Genomic DNA, 15,566 nt, shown 5'->3' with positions numbered 1-15,566 from the left:
CCGCGCCGGAAGGCGGGCGCGCCGTGTCCAGCCCGATGCCGGCGGGCGCCCCGCTCGATCCGGCGCGCTGCCCGGCAATCGATGCATTGAGCCAATTCCTCGCACACCCGAACGCGCCGGCAAGGCCGCCGCGCTGAAGGCGGCGGCCCTGGCAAGGCTTACTGCCGGCAGCGGCCGGCGTCCGCGCGCAGCGCCTCCCTGATCGGAATCACCTTGGCGGACCGCGCCTGCACGATGCCATCGTCCGCGCCTTCGAAGAAGAACTTGCTCTTGCCAAAGGCCGGCACCAGGTGATCCAGCCAGGTCGCCCTGTCATCGTATTTGGCGAAGAACGGTTTGCGCACCCAGTCCGGATTGCGCGCCTGCAAAAATTGCAGCGCGAACAGTTTCTCGCCATTGATGGTGACCACGCCATCGATCACGACCTTGCCGGGAAAGGCGCTCATGGAGGGCCCGCGCACCGTGCGCGACAAGCCCGAGACCATCTGGAACGCCGCCTGGAAAATATCGTGCGCGCGCGCCAGCGGCAGCGAAAAATACTCGCTCGGCCCGGTATCGCGTTCGACGAACATATAGTAAGGAATCGCGCCCAGGCGCACGCCGGTGGTCCACAGCTCGGCCCAGCTGGCGGGGTCTTCGTTGATGTGGCGGATCAGCGGACCTTGCATGCGCAGGGTGGCGCCGGTCGAGACGATGCGCTTGACCGCCTTTTGCGCCATCTCGTTGCGCAGTTCGACCGCGTGGCTGTAGTGGCCCATGATGGCCAGGTTCTTGCCGGCGGCGACCACTTTTTCGAACAGGCGCATCAGGTCGTCGGCATCGCGGTCGGTAACGAAACGCTGCGGCCAGTAGGCCACCGCCTTGGTGCCGATGCGGATGTTCTGGATGTGGGCCAGCTCGGGCACCAGCAGCGATTCGAGGAACACCGCCAGCGAACGGGTATTCATGATCATCGGGTCGCCTCCGGTGATGAGCACGTCGGTGACCTCCGGGCACGTTGCCAGGTAAGCCACCAGTTCGGTCGTTTCGCTGGCATCGAACTTCAGGTCGTCCATGCCGACGAACTGCGGCCAGCGAAAGCAAAAGGTGCAGTAGGCGTGGCAGCTCTGGCCGGCGCTGGGAAAGAACAACACCGTTTCCTTGTACTTGTGCTGCAAGCCGCGCAGCGGCGCGTCGTTGACGCGCGGCACGTTGTGGGTCATCTGCCCGGCCGGATGCGGGTTCATGCGCATGCGGATCGTCCGCACCAGCTTGTCGATGGCCGCCTCGTCCTTCTTGAACAGCACCAGCTCGCGCAACTGGGCGTACTCGTGCGGCTGCAACATGTCGCGGTGCGGAAACACCAGGCGGTAGATCGGATCGTCCGGAATCTTGCTCCAGTCGATCAACTGGTCCATTACATACGCATTGGTGCGAAACGGCAGCACGCGCGAGACCACTTCCACCGCTTCGCGCAGTTCGGGCGACATGAATTGCCACTGGCGCGCCTGGGCGATCGACTGGCGGGTATAGGGCTTGAATTTGGGGGGCACGGCATCGGTCACGGTGGGCTCCTGGAGAAAGGCGGAAAGGGGATGCCATCAGCGCTTTCAGGAACGGAATGGCAGGCAGGAAACCATCATATGCTTGCATTATGGAACTAAATTGTCATAGATCAACATGACGCGCCGCCCCGTCCCTTGGGGCGCCCGCGCGGCTGCGGAGTGTGGCGTGGACGCATCCTTTACCTCGATGTTGATGTGGCGCAACCGACGCCATGAGGGAGGGCATAAATTACGCCATACACGAAAGCGTCCGCCGGACGTTCTGTCGGGAGTCAGGCATGTTGAACAAATTGCGTATTGGGCCCAAGCTGTTGTTGGCCCCCGGACTGGTACTGATTCTGCTGATGCTGGTGGCCGCGGGCGCCTGGTACGGCATGGTGCGCCAGAATGAATCACTGGAAAAAATGGTGCAGGTGCACGCCACGCGCCAGAAAGCGGCGGCCGACGTGGCCGGCGACACCAAGCATGCGCACGCCAACATCTATCAATTGCTGGCCTGGATCAACGGCAGCTTCGCCCAGGCGCGCGTCGATGCGCTGAGCGCCGACATCGGCAAGAAGCACGCCGCCATCGCCGCCCAGCTGGGCGCGCTGGCGCGCACGGCGCCCCCGTCCGGGAAGAAGCTGATCGACGCCTCCACCGTGGCGCTGGGCGCCTACCGCAAGAGCGTGGTCGAGACCATCGAAATGGCGCAGATGGACCAGTCGATCGCGACCAATTCGATGCAAAAGGCGGAGAAGGAATTCGTCGCCCTGAGCGCGGCCCTGGGCCAGCTGGCCGACCTCGAAAAGCAGTTGGGCGAGCGCGCCTACGCCGACGCGCGCGAGGAATTCCGCGCGCTGGTCGGGGCGATGGGCGCGCTGGTGCTGCTCTCGATCGGGCTCTCGCTGCTGGCCACGATGCTGGTGCGGCGCGCCATGCTGGCCGATATCCGCGCCATTGCCGGGGTGGTGGGCGCGCTCTCGAACGGGCGCCTGACGGTGGGCGCGCCCAACCGCGGCCGCGACGAAATCGCCGACACCTCGCGCGCGCTGGACCAGACCATCGGCACCCTGAACCAGACCTTGCGTTCGGTGCTGGACTCGGTGCGCTCGATCGACACCGCCTCGCACGAAATCGCCACCGGCAACATGGACCTGTCGAACCGCACCGAAATGCAGGCCGGCTCGCTGGAACAGACCGCCAGCGCCATGGAAACACTGACCCTGGCGGTCAAGCAGAACGCCGGCAACGCGCGGCGCGCCAACGAACTGGCCTCGCGTGCCGCCACCCTGGCCGCCAGCGGCGGCAAAGCGGTGAACCGGGCGGTGGATACGATGGCCCAGATCAAGGCCAGTTCGGCCAAGATTGTCGACATCATCAGCGTGATCGACGGCATCTCGTTCCAGACCAATATATTGGCGCTGAACGCGGCGGTGGAAGCGGCGCGCGCCGGCGAACAGGGGCGCGGTTTCGCGGTGGTGGCGGCCGAAGTGCGGATCCTGGCACAGCGCTCGGCGGCGGCGGCCAAGGAAATCAAGGCCCTGATCGCCGACTCGGCCGCCATCATCGACGGCGGCAGCGCCTCGGTCAACGAAGCGGGCAGCAGCATGGGCGACATCGTGGCCTCGGTCATGCAGGTCAACGAGATCATCGAGCGCATCAGCCTGGCCAGTTCCGAGCAGGCCGAAGGCATTGCCGAGGTCAACATGGCGGTCGGCCAGATGGATTCCATGACCCAGCAGAACGCGGCGCTGGTCGAGCAGGCCGCGGCGGCGGCCGAGAGCCTGCACGAGCAGACGGTGAACCTGTCGAAGGCGGTATCGATCTTCCAGATCGATGCCGATCCGCAGGACGCGGCGCACGGCGAGCCCCCGGCGCTGCATGGCGACCCGGACGCCGCTCACCGCACACCGGCCGAGCGGCGCGCGGCGGCCAGCCGGATGCGGGCGGTGGGCGCGCGCGGGCTGTCGCCGGCGGCGCGCGGGGCCGCCGGAAAGCGCGTCAACTGAGCAAGCTGCTGGCGGTACCGGTCTTAGCGGAACGGTTTGCTGAGAAAGCGCGAGCCGGCCAGGCCGAAGCGCCAGGGCACCTCCATGGCCTTGGAAATGCCGATGCGCGGCCCGGCCACCACGGTGGCCGGCGCGGCCGGGGCGATGAGGGCGAACGGCGGCGCATCCAGCGCCAGCGCGTTGTGCAAGCGCGTGATGCCCAAAGCCTGGCTCAGCTTGCCGGGACCGGAGCACAGCAGGCGCACATCGTCCAGGCCGCGCCGCGCGCGCATCAGGGCGATGCCTTCGAGCGGCTCGATGGCGCGGATCAGCACCCCGGCGCCATGACCATCCTCGCGGCACACGAAGTTCAGGCACCAGTGGATCCCGTACGAACGGTAGACGTAGGCATGCCCGGGCGGGCCGAACATGGCCAGGTTGCGCTCGCTGGGGCCGGAAAAGCTGTGCGACGCCGGATCATCGCGGTCGTAGGCCTCGGTTTCGACGATGCGCCCGCCCACGCCATCGACCAGCAACTCCACGCCGATGAGCTGACGCGCCACCTCCTGCGACGGCGCGCCAAAATCGACGCCCGCCAACTGTGTCATTGTCTGCATTTTCATAAGAAACAATTCTACTACTGCGGTGTCTGACACCGGCGCTTGGTTTTGCGGCAAGCCTGCCGCTTTGCCCACGCCGGGTGTGACGGCGGGCCAACACTGAAGAAAGATTCCTTTTGGATTGAGAGAAGATGAGCCGCTGCACGGCATCCTGGTTTATAGTGATGCACTGCAAGAGATTCCACACGGAAATTAATCTTCGATATCATATGAGCAACCCAGCCCTAGCCAACCCTGCCGACGACCCGGTCGATGCCCTGATCAAGTCGATCCGGATACCGCCGCGTCCGAGCCTCTTGGCCGACCTGCAGCGCGAACTGATGTCGGAAGATCCCTCGCCGGCGACCATCGGCCGCATCATCGCCAGCGATGTCGGCATGTCCGGCGCGCTGCTCAAGCTCGCCAATTCTTCCTTTTACGGCGGCAAGCGCAAGGCCAAGTCGATCGAACAGGCCATTTTGTTCCTGGGCATTAACCAGGTCGCGGCCCTGATGACGGGCCTGCTGGCACGGCGCAGCATCGGCACCGACCACGCTTCGCTGGCCAGTTTCTGGGACCTGTCGACCCGGCGCGCCCAGGCCATGGTGTACCTGTCGCGCCGCCTGCGCATCGGCGAAGCCGACGTGGCCCATACCTTCGGCCTGTTCTGCGACACCGGCGTGCCGCTCCTGATGCAGCGCTTTCCCGCCTACGCCTCCACCTTCGCCGAAGCGGCCAACGACCCGCTGCGCCCGTTCACCGCGCTCGAAGATGAGCGCCACAGCACCAACCACGCCGCCATCGGCTGCCTGCTGGCGCGCAACTGGGGCCTGTCGAGCGAAGTGGCCTGGGCCATCCTGCACCACCAGGATTACACCGTGCTCGAAGACGAAGCCACCGACGACGCCGTGCGCGCCCTGGTGGCGCTGTCGCTGCTGGCCGAAAGCGCCATCCAGCAGTACCAGGGCCACGGCGGCTCGCTCGAATGGGACAAGGGTGGTGCCCGCGCCAGCGCCTATCTGGGCCTGTCCGACGACGACATCACCGACCTGCTCGACGAACTGCACGATTCCTTTCACGGCGAACACGAGCACTAGACTTTCGGCCTGCCGGCGACGATACTGAAAGTCAGACTTCAGGAGGCTTCGATGCGACACCTTGCCAGCTTGGCCATCCTTACCTTGGCGCTGCTGGGCAGCGGCTGCGCCAGCATGCGCGTGCCGCTGCCGCTGCCGGCGGTCCTGAGCGACACCTCGTTTGCGCCAGCGCCGGCGCCGGTAGGCCCGGACCAGCTGTTCGCGCTCAGTCCCGCCATGCGCGCCTATCTCGACAGCCCTGAATTTCGCAGCGTGCTGCGCCGGCTCGGCCCCGAACGCGGCCTGGTCGAGGCGCTCTACACCAAGGGCGAGCTCAAACTCGAATACGACGCCAGCGTCACCCGCAACGCCGCCGAAACGTTCGACGCGCGCATGGGCAACTGCCTGTCGCTGGTGGTCATGACCGCCGCTTTCGCCAAGCACCTCGGTCTCGAAGTGCAGTACCAGGACGTGATGATCGACGAAACCTGGACCCGCAGCGCCAGCCTGTATTTCGCCAGCACCCACGTCAACCTGTCCATGGGCAAGCGCCGCACGGCGCAGGCGCGCACCATCGGCGGCGAGGAGCGCATGCTGACCATCGACTTCCTGCCGCCCGAAGACAGCGCGCGCTACAACACGCACGTGATCGAAGAGCGCATGATCGAGGCCATGTTCATGAATAACCGCGCGGCAGAAGCGCTGGCCGAGAACCGCCTCGACGAAGCCTACTGGTGGGCGCGCGCGGCGGTGCTGCACCTGCCGACCTACTCGACGCCCTACAACACGCTGGGCGTGATCTACCAGCGCCACGGCGACCAGCTGCTGGCCGAACGCGCCTTCAAGGCCACATTGACGCTGGAACCGGAGAGCACGATCGCCATGCACAACCTGGTGCCGGTGCTGTCCAAACTGGGCAAGAAAGAGGAATCGGCAGCGCTGGCGGCGCGCCTGGCCACGCTCGAACCGACTCCGCCCTACCACTACTTTCACAAGGCGATCAAGGCGCTGGAAGAACTGCGCTACGCCGACGCGCGCGATTTGCTGAACAAGGAAGTGCGGCGCGCGCCGTTCAACCACGAGTTCCACTTCTGGCTGGCGATCGCGCACTGGCGCCTGGGCGAAGCCGGTCCCGCGCGCGACGAACTGGCGCTGGCGCTCGACAACAGCACCACGCACGCGGCCACCGAACGCTATTCGGCCAAGCTGGCCTTCTTGCGCTCGCAGACCGGAAAACGCCAGCGCGCTTACTGAATCCGGCGCTACGTAGTAGTCGCAACTGGCGCGCCCCACACGGCCGGCCTATACTCGTTACTCGTCCATTCTTAACGAGCCTCCATGCGCTGCGACCTGCCCGCCCTGATCATCATCGATATGCAAAAAGCCATGGCCAATCCCCACGCCGGGCACCGTAACAACCCCGAAGCGGGCGAGTGCATCGAACGCCTGCTCGCTGCCTGGCGCGCGGCCGACGCGCCGGTGGTCCACGTGCGCCACATGTCGCGCACGCCGGGCAGCCTGTTCTGGCCAGGCCAGGCCGGCGCGCAATTCCAGCAAGCGCTGGCGCCCCTGCCGCGCGAACACGTGGTCGAGAAAAACGTGCCCGACGCCTTCGTCCATTCAGGGCTGGAACGCTGGCTGCACGTGCGCGGCATCGAACGCGTTGTCATGGCCGGCGTGAGCACCAACAATTCGGTCGAAGGCAGCGCGCGCAGCGCCGGCAACCTCGGTTTTGATACCACGGTGGTGGCCGACGCCTGCTTCGCCTTTGCCTGCACCGACTACGCCGGCCAGGCGCGCAGCGCCGACGAGGTGCACGCCATGGCGCTGGCAAACCTGGCTGCCGACTACGCCACCATCAGCGACAGCGCCAGCGTCCTGCACGCCCTGTTCGACGCAACATGATTTGCCAATTAGCAATTCATCAATAGGTAACAAACAGGCTCTAGACTTCCAGCCATTCTTCACTGGAGCCTTCATGACCTCAACACTTTCACGCCGCGGTTTCCTCACGCGCGGCGGCATCATCGCCGGCGGCACCGCCCTCAATGGTTCGCTGCTGCTGTCGGCCTGCGGCGGCTCGGACTCCCCGGCCCCGGCCATCGTCCCGAGCGAAGCCGAACGGCCCAAGCTGCCCTCCGGGATCCAGTTCGGCGACGTGACCGGCGAGCGCGCCGTGATCTGGAGCCGCAGCGACCGCAATGCCCAGATGATCGTCGAATACGACACCAGCGAGCGCTTCACCAACGCCAGCCGCATTATCGGCCCCACCGCCACCGAGGCCACCGACTTCACCTCGCGCGTGGATTTGTCCGGCCTGCCCGCCGGCCAGACCGTGTTCGTGCGCGTGAAGTACGTCGACCCGGCCAATGGCCGCATCGAGAGCGAAGCTGTGTCGGGCCAGTTCCGCACCATGCCGCAGGCCGACGGCAAGCGCGCCATCCGCTTCCACTGGAGCGGCGACCAGGCCGGCCAGGGCTGGGGCATCAACACCGACTTCGGCGGCGTGCGCATGTACGAATCGATGCGCAAGCGCGATCCGGATTTCTTCATCCATAACGGCGACACGGTCTACGCCGACGGCCCGATCGCGGCCGAAGCGAAGGCCGAAAACGGCCAGATCTGGAAAAGCATCGTCACCGAAGAAGTGAGCAAGGTCGCCGAGACGCTCAAGGAATTCCGTGGCCGCCACTCGTACAACACGCTCGACCTGAATTTCCGTAAATTCGCCGCGCAGGTGCCGCAGATCTGGCAGTGGGACGACCATGAAGTGACCAACAACTACAGCGGCGCCAAGGACCTGACGTTTGATGCCCGCTACAAGGAAAAGAACGTCGCCACCCTGGCCGAACGCGGCCGCCGCGCCTTCCTGGAATACGCGCCGATGCGCTTCTACAAACAGGCCGAACCCCAGCGCATCTACCGCAGCATTGGCTACGGTCCGCTGCTCGACGTGTTCGTGATCGACATGCGCAGCTACCGCGGTCCGAACAGCACCAATCTGCAAACCGAGGAAAACGCCAGTTCGGCCATCCTCGGCTCGGCCCAGGTGGACTGGCTGATCGCCGAGCTGACCGCCTCGAAAGCGACCTGGAAGGTCATCTCGTCGGACATGCCGATCGGGCTGGAAGTGGCCGACGGCAAGGACGCCAAGGGCGTGGCGATGTGGGAAGCGGTGGCCAATGGCGTGAGCGGCCCGGCCTCGGGACGCGAACTGGAAATGGCGCGCCTGCTCAAGGGCATCAAGGCGGTGCCGAACGTGGTCTGGATCACCACCGACGTGCATTACTGCGCGGCCCATTACTACGACCCGGCCAAGGCGCACTTCACCGACTTTGCGCCGTTCTGGGAATTCGTGGCCGGCCCGATGAATGCCGGCGCCTTCGGTCCGGGCAAACTCGATATGACGTTCGGCCCGACCGAGGTGTTTGCCAAGGCGCCGCCGATCCAGAACTCGTCGCCGTTCGCCGGCTACCAGTTCTTCGGCGAAGTCAATATCGACCCGCAGTCGAAAGCCATGAAGGTCGACCTGTTCGACTTGAATGGCGTATCGCAGTTCAGCAAAACGCTGCCGGCAGCGGGGGTTTAAGCAGCTGCCGGTTCCGCTGCCGGTTCCGTGCCGGCGCGCGCCAGCTGGTGGCGCATCAGGTGGAAGTACAAGCCCTCCTGCGCCACCAGTTGCGCGTGCGTGCCCTGCTGCGCCAGCCGGCCCTGCTCCAGCACCAAAATGCGGTCGGCCTTGACGATGGTGGAAAAGCGGTGCGCGATGATGATCGTGGTGCGCCCCTGCATCAAGGTGTCGAGCGCGCGCTGGACTTGCAGTTCGCTGGCCGAATCGAGCGCGCTGGTCGCTTCGTCCAGAATCAATATGCGCGGATCGCGCAGCAGGGCGCGCGCAATCGCAATGCGCTGTTTCTGCCCGCCCGACAGTTGCGCGCCACGCTCGCCGACCACGGTGTCGTAGCCATCCGCGAAGGCGCTGATGAAATCGTGGGCATAGGCCAGGCTGGCCGCCGCCTTCACTTCGTCCAGGGTGACTTCCCGTTCCGCCACCGCGAACGCGATGTTCTCGAAGATGCTGCCCGAGAACAGCGATGGCTCCTGCTCCACGATCGCCAGCTTGCTGCGAAGGCCCGCCAGCGGCATGGCGCGCGCGTCGACGCCGTCGAACAGGATGCTGCCGCGCTCGGGCTGGTAGAAACCGAGGATCAGGCTGGCGATGGTCGATTTGCCGGCGCCCGATGCGCCGACCAGCGCAATCGTCTCGCCGGCGGCGATGGAAAAATCGATGCCGTTCAGTGCCGCCGTATCGGGCCGCCCGGGATACGCGAACACCACGTTCTCGAATGCCAGCCTGCCCTGCACATGCACATCGGCACCGGGCGCGGCCTCCTGCGCGCGTTCGCTGTTGATGACCTTGAAGATCCATTCGGTGGCGCCGATGGTGCGCATCCACGTATTCCAGAATTCGCCGATGGCGCCCGCCGCTTCGGTCACCATGCTGGCGTACAGGATGAAGGCGGTCAGCTCGCCCACCGTCAGCGCGCCCTGCCCGATCAGGCGCGCGCCGAACCACAAGGTGCCCAGCAGCGCCAGGTACACCAGGAACGACGAGCCGCCGCGAAACAGTGCAAACAGCGCGCTGCTCGATACCGATAGCGACAACGCGTTTTCGGTCGCGCCGGCGTAGCGTGCGCGCGCGGTACCTTGCTGGCTGAAGGCGTGCACCAGGCGGATATTCGACAGGTGTTCGTGGGCGACCTTGCCGCAGTCGGCCTGGCCGTCCTGCATCAGGCTGGCGCGCTTGCGGTACACCTTGCCCGTCATTTTGCCGATGAACAGGGTCGCCGGCAAAAAGACCACCAGCATCAGGGAGAGGACCGGCGAAATCGTCAAGAGCATCACCACGCCGCCGATGAACACGCACAGGCAGCGCAGCGACACGGCCATGCCCATGGTCAGCGTGTCGTGCAGGATGTCGACATCGGCCGTGAGGCGGTTGGTCAGTTCGCCGACGTGGTGCTTGTCGTAGAAGCGGATCGGCTGCGCGATCAGCGCCGCATACAACTGGCGCCGGATGCGCGTGACGATCATGTAGCCGGTCGACTCGAAAATGTAATAGCGCGCGGTGGCCGCCACGGCCTGCAGCGCCAGCACGGCCAGCATGGTCAAGGCCAGTGAGCTGAACCACGCCATGTCCTTCCTCATGTTGATGTTATCGATGAAGTACGACAGCGCCTTCGGGTAGGCCAGCTGGATCAGCACCGTCACCGCCATGCACGCCAGGCCCGCGCACAGGCGCCCGGCGAAGGGGCGCAGCAGGCGCAGGCGGTCCAGATGGGGCGACGGCCTGCTCACGCGTTTGCCTCTTGCGCCATCGGCAGCTCGTCCATCTGTTCGCAAAAGCTGCGCCAGTCGTCGTCGCCGATCATGCCGCGCGCGTCCAGCGTGCCGGCCTGGCTGACGAACAGGTAGGAAGGCGACGACATGAGCGGGTTGAGCATCTCGTAGTCGGCGCTGGAGACGCGCACGGTGCTGCCGGCCAGCGCGGTCGCTTGCAGGAAGCGGCGCAGGCGCCAGCCCGGCTCCAGGCTGACCAGCCAGAGCGCCACGCCGGCCTCGCGCGCCAGCGGCGCCAGGCGCGCGATTTCGGGCAGCTTGTGGCGGCATTTGGGACAGGCGCTGGACAGGAACAGCAGCACCGCCGGCTGGCCGTCGTCGCCCACCGTGAGCGGCGCGCCGTTGGCCAGGCGTTTGCCGCTGAAGGCGTCGAGCGCTTCGCCCAGCGGCAGCATCGATGCCGCCTTTGCGGCGGCACTCAGACCGTTCACGAGGTTCAGGAGTTGCAAGGACAGCTTGAGGTTGAGGGCCACGCTCAGCGCCAGCAGCAGCAGGATGACGGCCAGGACGTCGCTATCCATCAGGCGCTCCGCTTGAAGGTACGGGCAAGGTCGTGGAAGCCGATCGCGCCGATGGTGGCAATTGCCGCCAGCGCGGCGGCCAGCACGCTTTCCTTTTTGCCGAAAACGGCGCCGCCGGAGAATGCCAGGCAGGCGCCGATGCTGGCGATGACCAGGCCATTACGCAGCAGATCGTAGCCCGATACCGGCCGTTCACTCTCGCCGAAGCAGCTGCATTTGACGCTGCCTTCGACCACGTAACGGTAGCCGACGAGCGCCGTCAGCAGCACGAACAGCACCAGGGCGGCCGCCATGCCGAAGCGGCCGATGCCGCCGCCGGCCAGGATCAGGCCCGCCAGCAGGGCCTCAAGCGCGATGACGGCCGGTGCCAGCAGCGCGGCCGCCTGCCGCTTCACGCCGAACGACTCGACCAGATTATGCGCGAACGCGGCCAGGGTGCGCAGTTTGCCGATGGCGGCGCACACCAGAAAAAACGCGGTGAAGAAGCGGATGATCTCCGCCAGGTAGGCTGCGGCGGTCATACGGCCAGCTTGCTCCAGCGCGGCAGAAAGGCGCCGCTGTGCTGTTCGCGCAGCATGCCGCCGTCGCGCGTGGCCAGCAGCACATCGTTCCACGGTGCCTCGGCCGATTCGCGCAGGCCGCCGCCGACGATCGTTTGCAGCACGCGCGACATGCGCCAGGCGCAGTCTTCCACCTGTGCTTCGCGCCGGATGTTCAAGCCAAGTTTCGCCAGCTCCTCGCGCGTGAGCGCGTAGTTATGCGAGTAGTAGCCGAACATCAGTTCCTTGACCACATCCTGGCGGAAGGCCTCGGGTTTGTCGGGCATGTGAAAGCGCAGCAGCTCTTCGCCGATCCGCATGACTTCCTGGGTGCTGCGGTAAAACGCGGTGAGGGTCGGCGGGAAGATGCTGCTGCAAAGTAGACCAAGCGACTGCAGGCGCGCTTCATCGGAACTGACGCCGAACCACTCCTCGCTCATGGCGCCGAACATCTTGATGTCCTGGCACGAAAACGACGAGGCGGCGCTGTCGTCGCCGCTACCGCCGTGCAGGTGCGGGTCGATCGGCGAAAACATGGCCAGGTCGCCAGCGATGATTTCATCGGCCGCCAGCGCCAGGATGGTGGCCGAGGACTCGCAGTGATACGGCACGATGAACGCCAGGTGCTCGCTGAACTGGCGCAGCAGCAGCGCGATGCGGCGCGCCGCGTTGACGATGCCGCCGCGGCATTGCAGCACCACGTCCAGGCGCGCCACCCGGCCAATGCCGCGGCACTGTTCATACAAGGCCGGCAGGATTTCCATGTCCAGGTTCGAGGCCGCCAATACCAGCACGCGGCTGTTGCGCAGCGCTTCGATCTCCTTGATCTGCTCACGCACGGGAAAACGGTGTGACTGGGTCATGCGCACTCCTCAATGAGTCGGTCGGCCAGCGCGTCGAGCATGGCGAATGCGGGAATCAACTGTTCGATGTAGAGAAACTGGCCGACCGGATTATTTTCCAGGAAAACGATGTCCTCATCGGGCGTGACGATCAGGTCCAGCGCACTGTATGGCAAGCCGTAGCTGCGCACGAACGCCAGGCAGCGCTCGCGCAGCGCGTCCGGCAGGACGGTCGCCTCGTACAGGATATCGGCCGACATATCGCGCGAATCGATGGCGGTGCGCTCGTCGTCCTGCGAATGGATCCTGGCCGCGAACACGCGCTCGCCGATGATCGTCACGCGCAGTTCGTACAGTTTGGGAATGTACTCCTGAAAATGGCAGGCCAGCTCGCCCACCGAGTCCAGTTGTTCCAGCATGGCGTCATCGACCAGGGTGGTGCCGATGCCCTGCGCCACGCGCTCGTCATCGTCCAGGTCTTCGCCGCCCAGATTGGGGCTGGACAGGGCCTTGAAGATCATCGGGCCGTCAATACTGGCGCGGAAGGCTCTTACTTCGGCGGGCGAATTGGTGGTCAGCGACGCGGGAATGCGAAAACCCATGCGCGCGGCGCGCTGCAATTGCTCGCCCTTCCACATGGCGCCGCGCAAGGCCAGCGGATGGCTCATCCAGAAGCAGTCGAGCGTGTAGAGCATGCCGAACAGCGCCTGTTCGGTTTCGGCCCTGGCGTAGATGCGTTCCTGCACGCCCAGGTCGGGACTGAGAAAACTGAATTCGGCCGGCTTGCGGCTCCAGATCGCGCCCACCTCGGCCAGGTCGAGCGCCACGCCCGAGGGCAGGTGGCGGATCCACTGGCGCAGGCTGCCTGCGGCAAACCATTGCGCGCTCTGGTAATCGCGCGGGAAGCAATCGAGGTCGATGCGGAAGGCCGCGCATCCCTTCGCGTGCAGGATGGGGATGAGCAGGTCGACATGCAGGTCGGCGCTGTTACTGACAATCAAAACCTTTTTCGCCATATACCGCTTTGAAGAGGTCAACGGAAAACGCCCTGCCCGAGAGAGCAGGGCTTGCTGCGATATCAGGCGATCAGCACCAGACGCCCAGATCGCGGCCCCAGTAACCATCGGCACGCTGGTCTTCGCCCGAGCAGCCGGCGCTGGCGACGCCGTCGCGCAGTTTCCATTGCGGGGCTGGCTTGGCTTCTTTGGCTTTCTTTTCAGCGAGCTTGAAGGCAAACAGCTTGGTGTTCTCTTGCTTTTCCATGGATCGGTCTTTCAAAAAGTGATGTGGAGGACAGCAGTTCGGATAAAAAAAGCCTTGCGGTGAGCAAGGCTGTTTATCCAGCGAATCTGTCAGCAATAGATACCGTTGTCGCGGCCTGGACGGCGGTCGCCGCGGGCATCCGGACCGGAGCAGCCGGCGCTGGCGACGCCTTCGCGCGCTTGCCACTGTGGTGCGGGTTTTGCTTCCTTGGTTTTTTTCTCGGCCAGCTTGAACGCGAACGTTTTCATTCCATTTTGATTTTTCATTTTCGTATCTTTCAAAAAATAGCGAAATTCAATCCAACGGTGTACCGCTTATAGCGGCAAGGAAATCCTAGTCGCATGTCAAAATTGCGTCAAGATAAATATTATTCTATGGTTAATGCAAATTGCATAAGTGGTATTGTGGCGCGACACGTAAGAGCGAAACGCCATTGCGGCGCGTGCCACTCAGGTCTAGCATAGGTAGACCTGATCAAGCGAGACCATCATGCGAACGAGCATTTTGATTGATGAAAAGTTGTTGGAGGAAACGCTCCAGTTGACCGGACTGAAGACCAAACGTGAGGTGGTGGAACCAGGATTACGAACGATTCTACGCCTTCATCAACAGGAAAAAATACGTCAACTTCGCGGGAAGCTGATGTGGGAAGGCGACCTCGATGCCATACGGACTGACCGGTGACGCTGGTCGATTCAAGCGTGTGGATTGATTATTTCAGGCTGCTGCTGGCCGGGCGAGTCACATCATCTTCCAGCGTCCGCCACACCAGCAATTTCTCCGCATACGGCGCCGTGTACGCCGGACTGCTCGACGGCAGGTTGACGATGCGATAGCGCTGCGCCAGGTCGCCCAGCGCCTTGATGCCCAGGCGCGCCGCCGTGCCGCCATTGAAAGCAATCGTCGTCAGCTGCGGCAGGCTCAGCACCAGCCCCGCCAGGTCGTTGCCCACATGGCCGCGAATCTGGCTGTCGAGACTGCCCTCGCGGCGGGCTTGCGCCACCACGTCCCACAGGCCGATGCCGTGCGCCAGCAAGGCCGCCAGGCGCGCCTCGTAATCGCGCGCCACCAGGTCGACGCCGGTGACTTCCGACATCAAGGCCCAGAAGCGGTTCTGGCGATTGCCATAATATTGCTGCTGCGCGAGCGAGCGTTCGCCCGGCAGGCTGCCGAGCACAAGAATACGGGTGTTGGCATCGGCCACCGGCGCAAAACAGCGCTTGAGCGCATCGCCATCGGCTTCGACATTGGCAGGCTGAAAATCGTTCATGGCGCGATTCTAGCAGGCCGCAAGAGAGGTGTAGAATCGTCCGGCAAGCCAACCACAACAACAAAATCCGGAGACTCCCATGGACCAAGCTTCCCAGCCGCGCGCCATCGATACCTTGCTCGCCAAATACAGCGAAAGCCACCTGAACCACACCAACGAGCTGATTCACTTCGTCTGCGTGCCGGTGATCGTGTTCACCCTGCTCGGCATTATCTGGTGGGTCCACCCGTTCGCTGCCGTGGCCGTTACTGTGCTGTCGCTGTGCTATTACTTCCAGTTATCGAAGCCGTTTGCGGCCGGCATGCTGGCGATGTCGGCCCTGATGCTCGGGCTGCTCAGCCTGATGCCGCCGGCCACCGTGCTGCCGCTCTCGCTGGCGATCTTCGTACTGGCCTGGATCGGACAGTTTATCGGCCACAAGATCGAGGGCAAAAAGCCATCGTTCTTTGACGACCTGCGCTTCCTGCTGATTGGCCCGCTGTTCGTGCTGAGCTTCCTGTACCGGCGCCTCAACCTGGCCTGGTAGGCATTTTTCCGCGCCC

At 64.5% G+C, this 15,566-nt stretch carries 17 protein-coding genes; 7 read left to right on the top strand and 10 right to left on the bottom strand.

Annotation, left to right across the window (positions count from 1 at the left end; all coding sequences use genetic code 11):
* Positions 1–158 precede the first annotated feature (158 nt).
* Entirely contained in the window at positions 159–1,544 is a 1,386-nt protein-coding gene (locus tag F1609_RS00745; RefSeq protein WP_167073712.1) for a KamA family radical SAM protein, read from the bottom strand.
* 278 nt (positions 1,545–1,822) lie between these two features.
* Here F1609_RS00745 and F1609_RS00740 point away from each other — a divergent pair, with 278 nt between their 5' ends.
* Positions 1,823–3,535, top strand: a complete 1,713-nt coding sequence (locus F1609_RS00740; protein ID WP_167073710.1) for a methyl-accepting chemotaxis protein — start codon at positions 1,823–1,825, stop codon at positions 3,533–3,535.
* A 23-nt stretch (positions 3,536–3,558) separates the two neighbouring features.
* Here F1609_RS00740 and F1609_RS00735 read toward each other — a convergent pair whose 3' ends face one another.
* Positions 3,559–4,122 (bottom strand): DNA-3-methyladenine glycosylase, encoded by a 564-nt coding sequence (locus F1609_RS00735; protein WP_167073708.1) that lies wholly within the window; start codon positions 4,120–4,122, stop codon positions 3,559–3,561.
* A gap of 221 nt (positions 4,123–4,343) precedes the next feature.
* Here F1609_RS00735 and F1609_RS00730 point away from each other — a divergent pair, with 221 nt between their 5' ends.
* From F1609_RS00730 to F1609_RS00715, 4 genes are all read left to right on the top strand, one after another.
* A complete protein-coding gene (locus F1609_RS00730; protein WP_167073706.1) occupies positions 4,344–5,210 on the top strand; it encodes an HDOD domain-containing protein in 867 nt (288 codons plus the stop codon).
* A gap of 51 nt (positions 5,211–5,261) precedes the next feature.
* Positions 5,262–6,443 carry a tetratricopeptide repeat protein gene (locus F1609_RS00725; RefSeq protein WP_229421536.1) on the top strand — a complete coding sequence of 394 codons (1,182 nt, stop codon included), beginning with the start codon at positions 5,262–5,264 and terminating at the stop codon, positions 6,441–6,443.
* An 84-nt stretch (positions 6,444–6,527) separates the two neighbouring features.
* On the top strand, positions 6,528–7,094 hold the full coding sequence (locus tag F1609_RS00720; protein WP_167073704.1) for a cysteine hydrolase family protein: 567 nt from the start codon (positions 6,528–6,530) through the stop codon (positions 7,092–7,094).
* A gap of 73 nt (positions 7,095–7,167) precedes the next feature.
* Positions 7,168–8,778, top strand: coding sequence for an alkaline phosphatase D family protein (locus F1609_RS00715; RefSeq protein WP_167073702.1), 1,611 nt, complete (start codon positions 7,168–7,170; stop codon positions 8,776–8,778).
* Here the strand turns inward: F1609_RS00715 and F1609_RS00710 are convergent.
* The 7 genes from F1609_RS00710 to F1609_RS00680 form a co-directional block, all read right to left on the bottom strand.
* A complete protein-coding gene (locus tag F1609_RS00710; protein ID WP_370661583.1) occupies positions 8,775–10,547 on the bottom strand; it encodes an ABC transporter ATP-binding protein in 1,773 nt (590 codons plus the stop codon). The genes F1609_RS00715 and F1609_RS00710 overlap by 4 nt on opposite strands.
* Positions 10,544–11,110 carry a TlpA family protein disulfide reductase gene (locus tag F1609_RS00705; RefSeq protein ID WP_167073700.1) on the bottom strand — a complete coding sequence of 189 codons (567 nt, stop codon included), beginning with the start codon at positions 11,108–11,110 and terminating at the stop codon, positions 10,544–10,546. Before F1609_RS00705 ends, F1609_RS00710 begins: the two co-directional genes overlap by 4 nt.
* On the bottom strand, positions 11,110–11,631 hold the full coding sequence (locus tag F1609_RS00700) for a MauE/DoxX family redox-associated membrane protein (RefSeq protein ID WP_167073698.1): 522 nt from the start codon (positions 11,629–11,631) through the stop codon (positions 11,110–11,112). Before F1609_RS00700 ends, F1609_RS00705 begins: the two co-directional genes overlap by 1 nt.
* A complete protein-coding gene (locus tag F1609_RS00695; RefSeq protein ID WP_167073696.1) occupies positions 11,628–12,512 on the bottom strand; it encodes an SDH family Clp fold serine proteinase in 885 nt (294 codons plus the stop codon). Before F1609_RS00695 ends, F1609_RS00700 begins: the two co-directional genes overlap by 4 nt.
* A complete protein-coding gene (locus tag F1609_RS00690; protein ID WP_167073694.1) occupies positions 12,509–13,507 on the bottom strand; it encodes an ATP-grasp domain-containing protein in 999 nt (332 codons plus the stop codon). Before F1609_RS00690 ends, F1609_RS00695 begins: the two co-directional genes overlap by 4 nt.
* Before the next feature lie 70 nt (positions 13,508–13,577).
* Complete coding sequence (locus F1609_RS00685; RefSeq protein WP_167073692.1) at positions 13,578–13,754, bottom strand: hypothetical protein; 177 nt, start codon at positions 13,752–13,754, stop codon at positions 13,578–13,580.
* An 89-nt stretch (positions 13,755–13,843) separates the two neighbouring features.
* Positions 13,844–14,020: a hypothetical protein gene (locus tag F1609_RS00680; RefSeq protein ID WP_167073691.1), complete on the bottom strand. Its 177-nt coding sequence runs from the start codon at positions 14,018–14,020 to the stop codon at positions 13,844–13,846.
* 223 nt (positions 14,021–14,243) lie between these two features.
* Here F1609_RS00680 and F1609_RS00675 point away from each other — a divergent pair, with 223 nt between their 5' ends.
* Positions 14,244–14,438 (top strand): type II toxin-antitoxin system VapB family antitoxin, encoded by a 195-nt coding sequence (locus F1609_RS00675; RefSeq protein ID WP_167073689.1) that lies wholly within the window; start codon positions 14,244–14,246, stop codon positions 14,436–14,438.
* A gap of 28 nt (positions 14,439–14,466) precedes the next feature.
* Here the strand turns inward: F1609_RS00675 and F1609_RS00670 are convergent, their stop codons facing one another.
* Positions 14,467–15,024, bottom strand: coding sequence for a DNA-deoxyinosine glycosylase (locus F1609_RS00670; RefSeq protein ID WP_167073687.1), 558 nt, complete (start codon positions 15,022–15,024; stop codon positions 14,467–14,469).
* 79 nt (positions 15,025–15,103) lie between these two features.
* Between F1609_RS00670 and F1609_RS00665 the strand changes: the two genes are divergently transcribed.
* Positions 15,104–15,550 carry an Mpo1 family 2-hydroxy fatty acid dioxygenase gene (locus F1609_RS00665; protein WP_167073685.1) on the top strand — a complete coding sequence of 149 codons (447 nt, stop codon included), beginning with the start codon at positions 15,104–15,106 and terminating at the stop codon, positions 15,548–15,550.
* Positions 15,551–15,566: the final 16 nt, after the last annotated feature.

This window comes from Massilia aquatica (assembly GCF_011682045.1).
In the GTDB taxonomy this organism is placed as follows: domain Bacteria; phylum Pseudomonadota; class Gammaproteobacteria; order Burkholderiales; family Burkholderiaceae_D; genus Telluria_A; species Telluria_A aquatica.
Note: the sequence above shows the minus strand (reverse complement) of the source record. Positions and strands in the feature narration are given on the sequence as shown.

Excerpts from the sequence above, each read along its gene's own strand:
- F1609_RS00685 (WP_167073692.1), bottom strand. The coding sequence starts at position 13,754 with ATGGAAAAGCAAGAGAACACCAAGCTGTTTGCCTTCAAGCTCGCTGAA.
- F1609_RS00700 (WP_167073698.1), bottom strand. The coding sequence starts at position 11,631 with ATGACCGCCGCAGCCTACCTGGCGGAGATCATCCGCTTCTTCACCGCG.
- F1609_RS00740 (WP_167073710.1), top strand. The coding sequence starts at position 1,823 with ATGTTGAACAAATTGCGTATTGGGCCCAAGCTGTTGTTGGCCCCCGGA.
- F1609_RS00735 (WP_167073708.1), bottom strand. The coding sequence starts at position 4,122 with ATGACACAGTTGGCGGGCGTCGATTTTGGCGCGCCGTCGCAGGAGGTG.
- F1609_RS00670 (WP_167073687.1), bottom strand. The coding sequence starts at position 15,024 with ATGAACGATTTTCAGCCTGCCAATGTCGAAGCCGATGGCGATGCGCTC.
- F1609_RS00665 (WP_167073685.1), top strand. The coding sequence starts at position 15,104 with ATGGACCAAGCTTCCCAGCCGCGCGCCATCGATACCTTGCTCGCCAAA.
- F1609_RS00690 (WP_167073694.1), bottom strand. The coding sequence starts at position 13,507 with ATGGCGAAAAAGGTTTTGATTGTCAGTAACAGCGCCGACCTGCATGTC.
- F1609_RS00715 (WP_167073702.1), top strand. The coding sequence starts at position 7,168 with ATGACCTCAACACTTTCACGCCGCGGTTTCCTCACGCGCGGCGGCATC.
- F1609_RS00725 (WP_229421536.1), top strand. The coding sequence starts at position 5,262 with ATGCGACACCTTGCCAGCTTGGCCATCCTTACCTTGGCGCTGCTGGGC.
- F1609_RS00705 (WP_167073700.1), bottom strand. The coding sequence starts at position 11,110 with ATGGATAGCGACGTCCTGGCCGTCATCCTGCTGCTGCTGGCGCTGAGC.
- F1609_RS00695 (WP_167073696.1), bottom strand. The coding sequence starts at position 12,512 with ATGACCCAGTCACACCGTTTTCCCGTGCGTGAGCAGATCAAGGAGATC.
- F1609_RS00730 (WP_167073706.1), top strand. The coding sequence starts at position 4,344 with ATGAGCAACCCAGCCCTAGCCAACCCTGCCGACGACCCGGTCGATGCC.
- F1609_RS00680 (WP_167073691.1), bottom strand. The coding sequence starts at position 14,020 with ATGAAAAATCAAAATGGAATGAAAACGTTCGCGTTCAAGCTGGCCGAG.
- F1609_RS00675 (WP_167073689.1), top strand. The coding sequence starts at position 14,244 with ATGCGAACGAGCATTTTGATTGATGAAAAGTTGTTGGAGGAAACGCTC.
- F1609_RS00720 (WP_167073704.1), top strand. The coding sequence starts at position 6,528 with ATGCGCTGCGACCTGCCCGCCCTGATCATCATCGATATGCAAAAAGCC.